Origin of the sequence: Halobacillus litoralis, assembly GCF_009856445.1 — a bacterium.
Taxonomy (GTDB): domain Bacteria; phylum Bacillota; class Bacilli; order Bacillales; family Halobacillaceae; genus Halobacillus; species Halobacillus litoralis.
Genome location: NZ_WMFA01000002.1, coordinates 256,594 through 271,739, shown reverse-complemented (window position 1 = coordinate 271,739; position 15,146 = coordinate 256,594). Strand labels below are relative to the sequence as shown.

14 protein-coding genes are annotated in these 15,146 nt (G+C 45.2%); 5 read left to right on the top strand and 9 right to left on the bottom strand.

Features of this window, described 5'->3' with window-relative positions; translation table 11 throughout:
- The first annotated feature begins 133 nt into the window (after positions 1-133).
- The 4 genes from GLW00_RS06590 to GLW00_RS06580 all read left to right on the top strand — a co-directional run bounded on the left by GLW00_RS06590 (position 134) and on the right by GLW00_RS06580 (position 2,613).
- Positions 134-634 carry a DUF3231 family protein gene (locus GLW00_RS06590; protein ID WP_160912405.1) on the top strand — a complete coding sequence of 167 codons (501 nt, stop codon included), beginning with the start codon at positions 134-136 and terminating at the stop codon, positions 632-634.
- An 81-nt stretch (positions 635-715) separates the two neighbouring features.
- Complete coding sequence (locus GLW00_RS20795) at positions 716-838, top strand: hypothetical protein (RefSeq protein WP_272482810.1); 123 nt, start codon at positions 716-718, stop codon at positions 836-838.
- Positions 839-920: 82 nt separating this feature from the next.
- Positions 921-2,054, top strand: coding sequence for a zinc-dependent alcohol dehydrogenase (locus GLW00_RS06585; RefSeq protein ID WP_160912403.1), 1,134 nt, complete (start codon positions 921-923; stop codon positions 2,052-2,054).
- A 121-nt stretch (positions 2,055-2,175) separates the two neighbouring features.
- Positions 2,176-2,613 (top strand): YndM family protein, encoded by a 438-nt coding sequence (locus GLW00_RS06580; protein ID WP_160912401.1) that lies wholly within the window; start codon positions 2,176-2,178, stop codon positions 2,611-2,613.
- A 77-nt stretch (positions 2,614-2,690) separates the two neighbouring features.
- Here the strand turns inward: GLW00_RS06580 and GLW00_RS06575 are convergent, their stop codons facing one another.
- Both GLW00_RS06575 and GLW00_RS06570 read right to left on the bottom strand, forming a co-directional pair.
- Positions 2,691-3,623, bottom strand: a complete 933-nt coding sequence (locus GLW00_RS06575) for a nucleoside hydrolase (protein WP_160912399.1) — start codon at positions 3,621-3,623, stop codon at positions 2,691-2,693.
- A gap of 114 nt (positions 3,624-3,737) precedes the next feature.
- Positions 3,738-4,169: a hypothetical protein gene (locus GLW00_RS06570; RefSeq protein WP_160912397.1), complete on the bottom strand. Its 432-nt coding sequence runs from the start codon at positions 4,167-4,169 to the stop codon at positions 3,738-3,740.
- A 469-nt stretch (positions 4,170-4,638) separates the two neighbouring features.
- Here GLW00_RS06570 and GLW00_RS06565 point away from each other — a divergent pair, with 469 nt between their 5' ends.
- The gene (locus GLW00_RS06565; protein ID WP_160912395.1) at positions 4,639-5,367 is read left to right on the top strand and encodes a PAS domain-containing protein; all 729 of its coding nucleotides are present in this window, start codon (positions 4,639-4,641) and stop codon (positions 5,365-5,367) included.
- A gap of 283 nt (positions 5,368-5,650) precedes the next feature.
- Here the strand turns inward: GLW00_RS06565 and GLW00_RS06560 are convergent, their stop codons facing one another.
- From GLW00_RS06560 to GLW00_RS06530, 7 genes are all read right to left on the bottom strand, one after another.
- Positions 5,651-6,874, bottom strand: coding sequence for a M14 family metallopeptidase (locus GLW00_RS06560; RefSeq protein WP_237417457.1), 1,224 nt, complete (start codon positions 6,872-6,874; stop codon positions 5,651-5,653).
- 79 nt (positions 6,875-6,953) lie between these two features.
- Entirely contained in the window at positions 6,954-8,162 is a 1,209-nt protein-coding gene (locus GLW00_RS06555) for an aspartate kinase (RefSeq protein WP_160912393.1), read from the bottom strand.
- An 18-nt stretch (positions 8,163-8,180) separates the two neighbouring features.
- Positions 8,181-9,989 (bottom strand): IucA/IucC family protein, encoded by a 1,809-nt coding sequence (locus GLW00_RS06550; RefSeq protein ID WP_160912391.1) that lies wholly within the window; start codon positions 9,987-9,989, stop codon positions 8,181-8,183.
- Between the two features lie 16 nt (positions 9,990-10,005).
- Positions 10,006-11,343 (bottom strand): lysine N(6)-hydroxylase/L-ornithine N(5)-oxygenase family protein, encoded by a 1,338-nt coding sequence (locus GLW00_RS06545; protein WP_160912389.1) that lies wholly within the window; start codon positions 11,341-11,343, stop codon positions 10,006-10,008.
- Entirely contained in the window at positions 11,318-11,866 is a 549-nt protein-coding gene (locus GLW00_RS06540) for a GNAT family N-acetyltransferase (RefSeq protein WP_160913758.1), read from the bottom strand. The genes GLW00_RS06545 and GLW00_RS06540 overlap by 26 nt, the downstream gene beginning before the upstream one ends.
- A 22-nt stretch (positions 11,867-11,888) precedes the next feature.
- Complete coding sequence (locus tag GLW00_RS06535; protein ID WP_160912387.1) at positions 11,889-13,637, bottom strand: IucA/IucC family protein; 1,749 nt, start codon at positions 13,635-13,637, stop codon at positions 11,889-11,891.
- Positions 13,634-15,142: a pyridoxal phosphate-dependent decarboxylase family protein gene (locus tag GLW00_RS06530; RefSeq protein ID WP_160912385.1), complete on the bottom strand. Its 1,509-nt coding sequence runs from the start codon at positions 15,140-15,142 to the stop codon at positions 13,634-13,636. Before GLW00_RS06530 ends, GLW00_RS06535 begins: the two co-directional genes overlap by 4 nt.
- Between the last annotated feature and the right edge of the window lie 4 nt (positions 15,143-15,146).

The window sequence follows — 15,146 nt, the reverse complement described above, 5'->3', positions numbered from 1 at the left end:
CTTCTTTCCTCATGGAGGACCAGAGAGATAGAAATGGTCCCTCGTCGATTACATACAACCGCCGCCATTTGATGAATCATTTTTTATAAAGAAAGAATACTACCTCTGTACCAAAAATAAAGGAGTGGAGAACATGGGTATTTTAAGTGGAAATCAGCAACAGGAGCCCCTTCATTACGGAGAGGTCTTCAGCCTTTGGAGCTATTTGTCAGTGGCAAAAGGTGATTCTGCCAGCTATCAAACCTTGTATAATCATGCGGGTGACAAAGAATTGAAACGTCTTCTGGAGGAGCTTGTCCAGGGAATCAGACAGGAAACACAGGAAATTGAAGATATCCTGAAAGTGAACGGAGTCGTTCTTCCCCCTTCTCCACCTGAAAGATCTGTAGCGGACCTTGAAGACATTCCCGTAGGCGCACGCATGAATGATCCTGAGATCAGTGCAGCCATTTCGCTGAACATTGCTCAAGGTCTCGTCGCCTGCAGTCAAGCTATCGGTCAAAGCACGCGTGAAGATATTGCCATGTTGTTCGGTAAGTTCCATATGAACAAAGCTCAGGCCGGTGCCAAAGCACTTCGACTGAACAAAGAAAAAGGCTGGTTGGTTCTGCCTCCTCAGCATAAAAAAAGCTGATTAACTTAAAGTCCTGCCAACATTACCACAAGGGCTACCCTTGTGGTAAAACTTTAATTCTTTAAGAAAAGAGGGATGGGTTTGAATGAGAAAGTAGACAAGATCTATTTCACCCTTTTAGCAAGTACCATTTTGTCCACCATACTAAGTATCGTAGTGATTACTCTTTCAGTAAAACATGATCAGAAAGTGAATGGAAAATAAGCGCAACTCCCCTGAGGTCACATACACCAAAGTAACCTCACATTCACAGCTGGAACGAATCTATAGGAAAGAAGGATGATCGATGAAAGCTGTTACCTACCAGGGAAAATATTCGGTCGCCGTCAAAGAAGTGGAAGCTCCAAGGATTCAGGATAAAGAAGATGTCATTGTCCGTATTACATCAACCGCCATTTGTGGTTCTGATCTACATTTATATCAGGGCAATTTTCCTCTGCCGATCGGCTATATCATTGGACATGAACCGATGGGAATCATTGAAGAAGTCGGTCCTGATGTTACAAAAGTAAAAAAAGGAGACCGGGTTGTTATCCCCTTCACCGTTGCCTGCGGGCATTGTCCTTATTGTGAAAGCAATCATGTCAGTCAATGCGACCAATCCAATCCTCATTATGATTCCGGCGGTCTTCTCGGATACTCAGAGAAATTCGGAAATTATCCAGGTGGTCAAGCAGAATACCTCCGTGTTCCTTTTGGAAACTTCACACCATTTAAGGTTCCTGAGGACTGTGAACTGGATGATCCATCTTTGTTGTTTCTTTCAGACGTCCTTCCGACTGCTTATTGGAGCGTTGAAAATGCAGGTGTCAAACCAGGAGATGCAGTGATTGTCCTTGGTTGTGGTCCGGTCGGTTTAATGGCTCAAAAATTCGCTTGGCAAAAGGGAGCAGAACGTGTCATCGCTGTCGATCACCTTTCCTACCGCCTCAACCATTCCAAAATCAACAACCGGACAGAAGTATTTAATTTCACAAAGCACAAAGACATGGGAGAAGTACTGAAAGAAACGACTAAAGGTGGAGCCGATGTTGTGATTGACTGTGTGGGCATGGACGGAAAGAAATCTCCACTGGAATTTATGGAGCAAAAACTTAAACTCCAGGGTGGAACACTCGGGGCGATCCAAATCGCCTCAAAAGCAGTGCGGAAATGTGGAACCGTGCAGCTTACAGGGGTCTATGGAGGAAATTACAATGCATTTCCACTTGGGGCATTTTTTTCGAGGAACATCCAAATTAAAATGGGCCAGTCCCATGCACGCTCTTATATGAAGCCACTTTATGAACAAATTGTACGAAACGAAATTGATCCTAAGGTTATCCTGACTCATGAACTACCTTTAGAAAAAGCAGCTGAGGGTTATAAGAAATTCAACAATCGCGAAGATGACTGCATCAAGGTCATCTTAAAACCCTGATACCTTAATAGGGAAAAAATACGAAGAATAAATCAGAAATTTCAAGAGTCCAGGTTCTCTTGATACGAGAGGAATAATTTCAACCCAATGGCACATCTTATAACTTGAGGAGGTGCCATACATGACTCATGTAAAATTACTGGCCCTGAAATTTGTCATCACGTTAGGCATTCTGTTTATCATCTTAGGTTTAGGATTTGACGTCTCTTTCGGAAACGTCTTTCTCATATCTCTTGTTGTCAGTGCTCTTGGCTATTTAGGAGACGTGACGATTCTAAAGAAATCCAGCAATACGATGGCTACGGCCGGAGATTTTGTGCTTAGCTTCGCTGTTATATACTTTATGACAGATGCACTCACCGTCGGAGACGATGTATTTGAAGCCACACTGATTTCGGCGATTTCCTTAGCGATTTTCGAATATTTCTTCCACCAGTCAGTGGCAAGAAGCCTCGATCAGGAAAAGGAAGAAAATCACGAAGTACGCTCCACTGGCCAACTGCAAACGGAGGCTTCGGAAGAACTTTTTCCGTATGAAGAAGAGGATAAAGAAAAATAGGAGCTTGACCAAGGGAAAACATACCATGTTTTCCCTTGCTTCATTTCACCTGCATTTTCAAGGTCCCACTACTTCCATTATTCCACGCGGACCATCACCTTTTTAAACTCTTCCATAAACTTTTGATAATGAAGATTGATGGCAATCTTCGTATCCCCTTTAGGACTGGAAGGGCGAACGTCAATATAGGAGAGCCCTCTTGTTTCAATTCCTTCAGCTACATTGGCATCATAATATATGTAATCGACTAAATCTGGATTTTTCACAAGCATCACTGTCAGCAAATCATGAATGGGGGCTCCCTTTATACCAGGGGTCTTATCTTTATAAAAACGGTAGTAATATTTGAAGATGGGAGCAATCAAATATGAATAAACATTCTTTTTCGATTGAGCGATTTCCTCTACAACATCCGGTGTAATGACAGCATAACGCGTAACATTCAAGGGTGTGACCGTTAGATTTTCAGCGAAGGTAAGGACATAGTTGGAAGAAGTCGGATCCCCGAAGAAATTGGCTTCCGCGAGAGCCGTTATATTTCCAGGAACGAAAAAAGCGCCTCCCATAACAAAAAAAGACTGAACGAATTTTATTTCTTCTGGAAATAAAATAAATACAGTGGCCAGTGTCGTCTGTCGTCCCGTACTTACAATGATCAGCTCATCCTTGTACTTTTCCATAAGCATCCGGATGGTATCAAAAGGGGCGGTCTCATAGGTCATGTCTTCAGGAGGACGGATGGGGCCGATGCCTTCTTCCCCATGAATTTCGGGGTAAAAGAATACTTCTTCCTGCTGCACTGGATTCGATGCCCCAGGGATGATTGGGATATCATCTCTCCCCGCTAATTGCACCAAATAAGCCGCATTTTTCGTAGCTTGTTCTCTTGTTATGTTTCCATAACCGGTAACAATGCCGACGATATCAAGTTCAGGATCCAACATGGCGTACATAATCGCTAAAGAGTCATCGATCCCAGGGTCACAAAATAAAAGAATTTTCTTCCTCATAAACCGTCCTCCTCTACCCTATATCTTATTCAAGAAGAAGGAACGCTTATGCCGCTTAGTAGGAGGAACCTGTACTTTCAACGTTCTCTTGATGACTTTCCATAAACAAATCCTTTATTCGGACATCTCTTCATCCCAACTGTCCTTTCTTAATTTGTAGATATAGAGCACAGGGACCAGGAAACTTATAAAGATGATCCCTCCGATCAGAAGGCCATTCCATATCGTCTGACCTTCTGAGAAAGAAACAAGCATTCCAACAATCACCGATAGGACCCCGACAATCGACAACGATACATATAAACCTTTCAGAGGAGACTTGGGCGCCTTTTCATGATCCACACTTATACTCATTGATAAATAAGCATTGACGATGACAGAGATCATGAATACGAACCAAAGCGGGTTGTCCGTCATTCCATCCAAGCCTTTTGTAAAAAGATCATAACCCAACAGGGCTAAAATCCCGAGGGTTTGGATGATGAATACAACGCGGATATTCTTCAGATTCTTCAACTGCAAACGTTCATCTTTAATCTTCTGCATAACACATTCTCCTTTTCCATTCATTAAAGTTTTGATTTATTCATTGAAAAATTTCGAGTTACCCATCCATTAACCATGTCTCATCCACTTCTTGCTGCCTTATGTAATTTTCATAATTGTTATTACCTTCTCCCACACTGTAACATATAATTTACATTACGGAATACTTATTTTACAAAAAGTGGAACGATCCGTATATATCCGTTTAAAAAGGTAGGAATGAAGCTCCTGAAAAAATTTAAATAGAAGCTCTATCAATCTAAAATATAGGCATCAATTAAATTATGTTTGAACAAAAATTTTGACTTTACTATGTAATTCATGAATGATGGACGTTACGGAGTATTTAAGGTAAGTTCAAACGTTCAACTATTATACAAATATAGGAAAAGGATTTTTGTCGTAGAAAATAGAACTTAATATATAGAAGAAAGTGCGTTTCATCAATCAAGTACTGAGGGGGAGCAAAATGACGCCGTTAAACGAAGTATTCGATCAACTGTCCTTAGGTGTGATGGCGATTGATTTAGACTATCGAATCACTCATATCAACCAGCAGGGGACACGCCTTTTAGAAGTAGAGGAGAAGGATGTCCTCGGACAAAGCGTCTATGACCTCTTTCCTGATGCTCCTGAAGAAGTCCGCCATGTGGAGCGGACATTGAGGACTTCTGAGGAACTCACCTATGATGCAATTCCCTATCAATGGGGAAAATATAATTTGTATTTATCGATCCGCACAAGGGTTTTACAAGAGAATGGCAAGATTTATGGGGCGATGGTGGAATATAGTGATGTCACAGAGTACTATGATAAAGAACAGCGAATGCTGAAGTGGATGGAAGACATGTCTGTGAACGTCATTCCGCTGTCTCAAGGTCTAGTTCTCCTTCCATTACAGCCCATTATGGATCAAATCGAATTTCAATATATACTGGACAGAGGCTTACATAATGTTACCCGTATGGGTGCACACCAAGTGATTATTGATTGTTCAACAATCAGTACGGTGGACATTATTTTCTTTGATAAACTATCCAAACTGATTCAGTCTCTCTCTTTGATGGGGATTCACACGACCATCTCAGGGATGAAACCAGAACTTGCAAGGACGTGGGTATCCTCTGACCTGCCACCAATCAAAGTGAAATTTTTCGCGACCTTACAAGTGGCTTTAAAAGAGTTATACAAACAATAAAATTTGAGCGTATGTAACGTTCATGTTCTTACAACCGGAGGTGATCGGCATGTTCTTTCGCATCTTCCACAAAGCCAGCCGCCCAATGAAAATTGCCTTACTTTCTGGTTCCTTTTTATTGTTGATTGCTGGAATTATGGCCCTCCTCATTTAACACCATAGACACAACCTTCCCCTTAAGAGGGTTTGATTTGTGTCGACTCCTTGGTTGCCCTGTTCTTCTTCACAGCCTCTTATCAGACTCACTAAAAATCCCCCCAGCCCGTATGCTGGGGGGATTCTGCTAAAACGTTTGCCTTGATGCGGATGATTGTAGGATGCCCTCTTCCTTTAACAACGCCTCAATCGCCAAACAAGCTTCCTTTAAAACCGCTTCTTTCCATTCCTCTTCTTGCGGATAGAACATGTTCATAAGTTCTTCCCGGACCCACTCCCTGCTTTCAGGGTGTTCCGTTCCTTCCCAGTAAAGCTGGTTCTCTAATATAATCGTCGTAAACTCCCGGAGCTCAGCTTCACGGCTGGTCCCGAATGTGCCAAATTCGAACAAGGCGGAGAATAGGGATGTAGAAGGATATTCAGAATCTCTTAACTCATAAAAATAATTGGTAGAATCCCCTTTCACGTCATCCGGGGAATACACTTGGATATTTTCCATCCCGTAAGTCGACTTCAATTCATCTTCCTTTTTCCCATGATTCTCAGTAATGACCATGGTCACTTCATTGGTCGGTCCAAGGGCTGTGTGCCAGTCCATGTGAATGACATGATTGAACCGCTCCAATAAATGCTTCTGCCAGGTTTTGATATAGGAACCAGAAGGCTCTTCTTCATATCCGCCAAAATAAACCCCGCGCTCGAACTGAAACTGTCCCATTCCTTTGGCCTGCTTGATGCCTTTATACCCCTCATTCATCATTCCTTTACTTAAAGCTTCATACAGTTCTGTCTTCTCTTTGGAAATCAGATCCAAGGGTTTCTTCGGGAGAAAGATGTGGCTTTCTTTCTCATAGTTCTCATTAAGATCATAGGGGATATCGGTTTCCTCCAAAAAGTAGTTCCGGTTTAAATCTACATTATTTTCCGTAACTCTCCGGAAATGTCGCATCCCCCAAGGGTTAATGGCATGCACGAAACATACTCCGGTGGTGGAAGGATCAATGGATTCAAGGTAGCGGTCAACGAACAAATGGAGAACAGCTGCCCCCGCGTATCCTTCGATTCCATGTTCCCCCGATGTCAGCATAGCCACTTTGTCGTTGGAAGAAGTCGCTTCCGCATAAATGACGTCGATCGTGTTGTCTTCATTTTCACCAATCGAATGCTGATGAAGTTTGGCTTCCGGCCAGACTTCCTGAACTTTGCTCAATAAACCTCTGAACGTTTCTCTGGATTCTTCATAGTTATTTTTAAAATAGTTATGGATATCGATACTACTCACCATCCCTTTATAGTAATAGACGAGACTTCTTAACCAGTCATCACTTTCTCTAATAAAGATACCTTTCATTCAAAATCTCGAAACCTATGTTTATAAAAAAGCCTGCCCCCAGCTTACATCCAGCAGGGGGCAGGCTTTCGAGTGACGTTCAATAGGCAAGCGGGAATTTGTGTTGTTTTACATTCATAAAGGCGTCATACAGCTGTCGAGCCAACTCTTTCCCATGTGCTTCAGGGACCGAAGCACTCCATACGGCGGGATGACTGTCGATGTGATAGATCTCCTCTAGAGGCATCCACTCTTTTTCATTCAACGAAGCGTTCTGCTTCCTTTTCATTTCTTCCTTACCGAAAATCAAATGAATGGCTGCTTTTTCAATCTCCGTTTGGATGGCTTGTATTCCCAGCTGATCTTTGGATTGATCAAGGTATGTGATTATCTGGTTAAGATCATCTTCCTTGATAACGAGGATAAATTCCTCAAGTCGTGAATGAACAGACGTGGTTCCGATGACATCCGTATCCTTCAACCACCTCCACAGTTTTTCCTTTTTCAACCGACTTCCTGAAAGACGCAGGTGACAGAGGTTGGTTTGATACGTAACCCCGGCGACAGAAGCGGGCAATGGATCATTGGATATCCAGGTCCCTGGCTTTTCACAGAAGCTGGAACGAACAACCAGCGGAACTTGATATGCTTTTGCATGAGCGACTGCCCGTGGATGAATCACCCCCGCTCCCATTTCAGCCATGGTGAGCAGGCTGTCGTAATCCATGGAGGAATATTTCTGTGCGTTCGGAATCACACGGGGGTCTGCCGCATACACCCCATCAACATCAGTGCAGATGTCACAACGATCCGCCTTCAACGCTGCAGCCAAGGCAGTAGCTGTCGTATCGGAACCACCTCGGCCCAACGTGCAGACTTCCCCGTTCGCCGCTCTACCTTGAAATCCAGCGACGATGACAATCTTACCTTCTTGCAGCTCTTTCTTAATCTTTCGGGTATCTATAGACGTAATTTCGGCATTCCCGTGGCGGTGTTCCACTTCAATCCCTGCCTGCCCGCCTGTGATGGCGATGGATGCCAGACCTTTTTCCTGAAGGGCGAGTGCCATCAGAGCGCATGACACTTGTTCTCCTGTAGCTAAAAGCAGATCCTTCTCTCTTCCGTTTGTACAGGAAGAAACTTCACGGGAGAGTTGCACCAGTCGATTGGTTGTATCGCCCATCGCTGAGACAACCACAACCATCTGGTTGCCTTTTGCCTGTTCCCCAATGATCCGATCGGCAGCCTGTTTGATTTTCTCCGTTGTTTGTAATGAAGTCCCGCCGTATTTTTGTACTATGATTGCCATGATCCATCCCTCTTTTCGTCAGACCTTCTGTTCTTTAAAAGCAGCCAGTGCATTGGTTACGCAGCCGAATTCCGATGCATGTGGACGATCATCTCCATCCGCGTATCCATAATCGACCATGCGGTTGCGGTTGAGGCAAAGCTTCGTCATTTCCGGTTTGAAGAAATCAAAAAGCTCAAAGCGTTCCTTCAATTCCGGGAACCTGCGCTGGTAATCGCAGATTGATTCTGCCAACAACTGCCAAAAGTATTCTTCTGCCAACAGCTGATGCTTTTCTAAGATGTGGCTTAAATAACGAAGATGGCAGATGAATAGTCCAGTAAAAATAAACTGCGTCAATCCTTCCGGTGGCTCTGTACGCAGTACCGTTTTCATCTCTTCCGTTACGTGCTGAAGCTCAGGAAACGGCTGGTCGGTCACGTTCACATCATCGACAAAATCCTTGACGGCAAGACGATGCGGCTTATGATCTTTCAGTACGAGAATCGTGTTCTGCCCGTGGGGGGAGAAGACCGTGCCATATTTATATAAGTAATGAAGCAAAGGATCCATGACCACTTGATAAAACTTCTTCATCCAATCTTCCGCATCCAGTCCAGAAGACTCGATCAACGATTGAATGAAAGGTTTCCCTTGATGATCTTCGTGAACCAGTGCTGCAAGTGTAATGGCCTGTTCCCCGTCTTCCAGATACGTATAGATGCTTTCACGCCAAATTGACCCCAGCATTTCCAAGTATTGATACGGAGCATCTTTAACCGCACCATAATGTTTATGATCGACATTGATGCTAGCATTTTCTCCTGGCAGAATCACCCGGCACTCGTTCTTTAAGAAGTCGTCCTGTTCATAAAGTCCTTTGATCCATTCCGTGACTTTTGGTGCGATCACAGTCCGCTCGGAAGGCAGGCCGCGGTATACAAGAGTATTCAGGATGCTCATCGGAAGCTTGACATGATGCTTCTCTTTGAAACTTCTATTTACAAACGTACGGATCGACTGTTGAGGAAGATAAGCGTCGTCACCATCTCCCACAGCAATGATCTCCTTTTTCGCGATTTCTTCCGGGAAGTTTTGGATCAGCTGGTCATTCCACTGCCATTCATGGACGGGGAAAAAGTAATAGTCTTCCGGGACACAGTTCTGTTTCCTCACTTCGGAAAAGAAACGATCTCTCTCTTGTCCACTCAACTCCTCATCCAGCAGCTTTTCATAGCTGAGGTTCTGAACCGAATGGAAGGTTGCTAGATTTTTATGTGCCGCAATCCAGTTAAGCTTCACTTCCTGCTGATGCTCAGGAGCAAAACGCAGGTAATCATCATAACCGAAACCGATTCTTCCTTTGTTATAGGTGATCCACGGATGCCCCTTCATATATCCTTCCAACTCGGCATAATCAAGATTAATCAGCTCATCAGATGAAACCTCTGTCTTTTCCATCAGATGAACATCCGCGATCAACGTGGCGTTCATTTCTTTGATTAAATGACCAATTGTTTCTGCAGACATGCCGATGATTTCCTTTAAATCAACCAGCAATTCGATGGCATTGTCCGCTTCTTCTTCCAGCCCTCCTTCGACCTTTTTCAGATCGTCAGTAGAGACATCAAAACTGTCGAACAGTCGTTTTTCAGCTGCAAACCTGTACGATTTATCGGCGGTGACGGACAGTTCATAGGCCCTCATTTTCCCCTCTGCACGTAGAACTTCCGGGTGGATCATATCTTCATACATATATTCTGCGAACATTTTCGCCATCAATTGTTGATTGGCTCTCTTCCAATTCTCTCTGTTCAATTGTTCATGAATGTCCGGTTGAAATAACACACGGATCCCCTCTTTCTTATGATTGATGTTGTGTGACCAAGACTTTTTTCGTTCCAAACGTTTGGAAGACGTTGTTTTCCTGTATGGAATAAACGTTTCTTTGAGCAATTCTGTTGATGATCACCGCATTGCGATGGGCACCAAGCCCAAGATCAGGTGCGCCGACGCCGTGGGAGTGAAGTTCGCCATTTTGAATGAAAATGTGTCCCTCCGCCGTAAGCTTTGTAGCGAGGTCATAGCCTTTGTTCACGGTAAATCTGCCATGATCATCCCAAATGATGCACTCCTTTAGGCCTGAGAAAAAGGCGGGCACACGTGGCTGATATCCTGTACCTAAAATGACCACATCCGCTTCCATCTCCACAGCTTCATCTGTGACTTTCTGATAACCTTTTAAGCTTAGATGGTCTGCTTTCTGTTCGATGGTCGTCACTTCGGTCATCGCCTGAAGATGAATCGACGGATCAGCATTGCCGACCGTCCGTTCATAAAGATGGTCATAAATGGCGGCGATCGTTTCTGAACTGATGCCTTTGTAGAGAAGGTCCTGCTTATGTAACAGCTCGTCTTTCTTCCATTGAGGCAGCTCATAGAAGAAATCGATATAATCCGGAGAAAAATACTCAAGCCCAAGTTTCGAATACTCCATCGGAAAGAATCCCTGCGACCTTGTATACCATTGAAGCGAACCGCCTGTTTCCTCCTGGTGTTTCGCCACATCAAGGAAAACTTCCGCCGCGCTCTGGCCAGATCCAATCACTACGACAGACTTGGATAAGTCACTCGATGGTTTTCTTTTCAAATATTCGGACGTATGGAAAACGGATGCTCCAAGTGCACCTTGAAGTGCCTCCGGTACCCGCGGCTCCGTTCCAATGCCCATCACGATGTTTTCAGCGGTGTAGGTGTGCTCCTTTCCCGTAGAAGAGTCATGAGCGGTCACTTGATAAAGGGTCTTTCCTCCGAGATCAGCCGTAGTGACACGGATCACCTCGCTTCCGAACCGCAAACTGTCCAGTCGTTCACTGACCCAGCGGCAGTAATGATTGTATTCCTTTCTCGGGATATGGAACTTTTCCAGAAAATAAAAATTATACAAACGGTTATGTTCCTGCAGGTAATTCAAAAAGCTGTGCTTATTCGTGACATCCGCCATACTGACAAGGTCAGCGAAAAAAGGCACTTGCAGCGTCGTTCCTTCCATCAATAGATGAGGATGCCACTGGAATTCTTCTTCCTTTTCAAGAAAGAGGGCCGAGACATCATCGACCGTATCCAGGAGGGCAGCCATTCCTAAGTTGAACGGTCCAAGTCCAATGCCGATCACATCAAAGATCTGCTTTTTTGTATTCATCGTTCCACCTCTTTTCAAATGTTTCTCGTTCACAAAACATCAGCTGCGCCTCTTTATCCGGAAGCCTTATGGGCGCGATCGGTGCGAACCCGCACCTTTCGAAAATATGGATCATCTTGTCGTTCCGGATATCCGGTTCTGCCACGACTTTCGTTGTCGCTTCGTGCTGAAACTGGAAACGCACCATCGCTCTTAAAAGGGGCAGGGCAAAGCCTGAGCCGAGGTAATCTTTTTCCCCGATCAACAGATGGATGCCCTGATCGTAAGCCTTTGGAGAGTATGCGTTTTCCAAGACATCCCCTTGAACCCAGTAGGCCTCCCAGTAGCTCATCACTTCCCCGTCAATCATACCGAGGTAAAGCGTCTGGTGGGTGTCGAGCAGTGCCTTCCGGTAATGTTTTTCAAACCGCTCAAACGGAAAATTCAACTGCCAGAACGGATGCACATGATCTTCATTCATCCACTTGTGAACTAACGCAATATCGTCTATCCGAGCTTTCCGAAACGCAATCGTCCGCTGAATCGTGTCATCATACACTTCAAAATCAACGCTCATGAACGACTCCCACCTTTACAGCAAGCGGATTTTCGACCGCTGTATAAACCGACTGCGCTTCCATCGGTCCGACCAGTTCATCCATATCATACAAACGGGTCAGCAGATTGGCCTTACATGGAAGCGTGCTTTCTTCCAAAAGCGTTTGGACAAACAAGGATGGATGATGGTTCATTAAACGTTTGCGAAGAAGATCCATCAATTTTTCTTCGTCGGCTAATCGACTGACACCGAACCCGTTGATCAGTCCGAATAAATGATTGAAAAAGAAATAATAGCGAAGCCGTTCATCCGCCACCTCATCCTCGCAGATCGTATCGCTCTTGCTGTTTAACGAAGGGAGCAGTTCCATCAGGTGATCCGCTTTTGAGCGGCTGAAGTAATACCCCTGGTTATCTCTGTAATAAAAAGCCGAAGGATAGCCATTTTCTAAACGGACAACGGAGTTCTGCTGGTGGGCTTCAAGGGCGATTCCATAGGTGTGATGAAGCCATAGAATAGGATCCAGACTGATCGACAAATACTGGTCAAACCACTCCATACTGACTTCTTCCACTGCGCGCCCTTCTTTTTCCGCGAGACTATGGATGATGGCAGAAAGTCTGGACGTTCCTCCGTAGGCATGGTCCTGGACAAGTCCGGCGATAAGAGTCACCTGCTCGTTGTCCGGATAAAAAGGATTTTCCCTCAAGGAAACTTCAAATCCTGATGGTTCTTTCGATAAAGGAATGTTGATCGCCGCGGGGTCTTTCATCATATGGAAATTCGGATGATGATGGCTCAATTGCTCTCCCAGTTCTGTATCGAGCAAACGGGACACTTCCACCCCACGGGCCAGTTCCTTCGGCTGGTTCGCCCTCAGGGAATTCGTAATTTTCACCGGTACAGAAAACTTATACATGAACCGTGAAGCTTCACTGTACAGCGTCCGGAATGAAGAAGTAGCCGTAAACCCGGCACCCGCTGGACCAAGATGGGTAACATTTCCGGAAGCCAGATACCTTTGAACTTCCGGATCTTTTAAAACCACCGGCACTTGCAGTGGGTGCATAGGAAGTAAAACGCGTCCTTTGTTCCATTCCTCCACCAGCGGTTCCGCCCCGTCCTTACCCTTGACATCTTCGAAGATGCAGGCGGAAGCGGTGCGTCCCAGACTGGAGTCTTCCTCAACAAGCTCGGGATTCACACTGAAATAGTGGAGCTGAAAACTCCCTTTATACTCAGGGGAATATTCCCGGTCCTCGACATCGGTCAGGCCTTGTTTGCTTTTCGGAGTCGGATGCAGCAAATGGCCGAATAACAGCGACTGCTCTGCCTCGATATAAGTAAAATCCTCTTCCATCAGCTTGTGACGATCCTCGTACCTTGCCGCTACATAATCCTTCATTTTCCTGCAACTGAGCAGCACACGCAGGACAAGTTCATCCTCTGACCATTCCTGTCCGTTGCCGATGAGCCATTCCTTCACAAGAAGGGTCGTCATCGTGACATAATCAAGAGTATTGGACCCTTCGCTTCCTTCCGATTGAAAGGTCATAGGGAAGTCAAACAGGTGCCTCCCCGTTAACGACCAGTAGTTCACAGGTACATGGATGATCACATGCTGTCTGACCAAAGCGATGCGTAACATTTTAACGTCCCCAGAATTCTCCCATTCATAGTTGCCTGTTTCTCTTAAATAACAATTAAGAAAGCTTTGCATTGTCGCCTTCTCGGCAATTTCTTTTGCTTTATTCACTGAGGTGTCCCTCCTAAAATCTGTTTCGCTGTATGTTCAATTTCATCAATCACGGATAGCACATCTTCTTCGGATGTACGTGGATTTAAAAGCGTGAACTTCAAGTATGTTTCTCCTCTGACCGATGTTTTCGCGATAACAGCTTCTCCTTTATTAAAAAGCGTCTGTTGGATATTTCGGTTCAAATCACTCACCGTCAGGATTCCGTCCGGCTGGTATTGAAACACGACCGTCGAAAGTTCAGGGAACGGGTTTTCTACATGGAAATGATCACGATGCTCCAATTCCTCTGCAGCAAAGCGTGCCACTTCCATTGTCCTGTCCACCATTCTCCCTAATAAACGCGTACCCAGAACTTTCAAGGTCATAAGAACCTTCAGCGCATCAAACCTGCGCGTCGTCTGGATGCTTTTATTCACAAGATTCAATATGCCTTCTTCTTCATCTTCTACAGGGTTTAAATAATCGGCATGATGAGATAACAGCCGCAGGTGCTTGCGGTCTTTGACGAGAAACATCCCACAACTGATCGGCTGATACAGCCATTTATGGAAATCAAGGGTCACCGAATCCGCCCGGTTTATTCCAGCCAGCTTATCTCCATGCTGCTCACTAAGCAAAAGCCCAGCACCGTAGGCGGCATCCACATGAAGCCAGAGACCCTTTTCTTCACAAAGATCAGCAAGACTCTCAAGCGGATCGATGCTCCCGTAATCCGTCGTGCCACACGTGCTGACAACCGCAAAAGGCAGGAGCCCTTCCTGTTCCAATTGTTCAACCGTACGCCTGACTTCATCCGGATCCATCCGGTGGTTCCCAAGGACGGGAACCGGGACGACGGCCTGCTCGCCAAGACCTAGCTGTGCCACTGATTTTTTCACAGAGAAATGAGCTTCCGCAGAACAAAGGACTCTCATCTTTTTAAACGACTCAGGTAGTCCGTCCCTCTGGACAGCATGGTTCCATTTCGATAGACAAAAAGAATCGCGGGCGAGCAGCAATCCCATATAGTTGGACTGTGTTCCTCCACTTGTGAAGACCCCGTCTCCTCTTTCCGAAAATCCGATAAGACCTGAAAAGTAATCGGTCAAACCTTCTTCGACATAAGTCGCTGACGGGCTCTGATCCCAGGAATCCATCGATTGGTTCAGCGCCCCGATGATCAGTTCAGCCAGCAGTCCGGGTAAAACCGGGGGGCAGTGTAAATGCGCCATGCTCCTTTCGTGGGAGACGTGAAGACTGTTTTTTATCACCGGCCCTTCGATTTCCCGGAGCACTTCATGAAGCGACTGCGGTTCTTCTGGAAGATCAAGGACCATACGAAGCTCCTGCTGGATGGCATGAACGGTCTTTCCTTCAAATGGTCGCTCCATGTCCTGGAAAACTCCGGCCAGGGTATCGACGACGAGTTCGACATGGTTCCGAAAATGCTCTCCTGCCTCTTCTCCGTGTTGAAGGAAAAACGAATCGAATGCAGCTGCTGATTTATTCGTTGTCGTTATCATATTT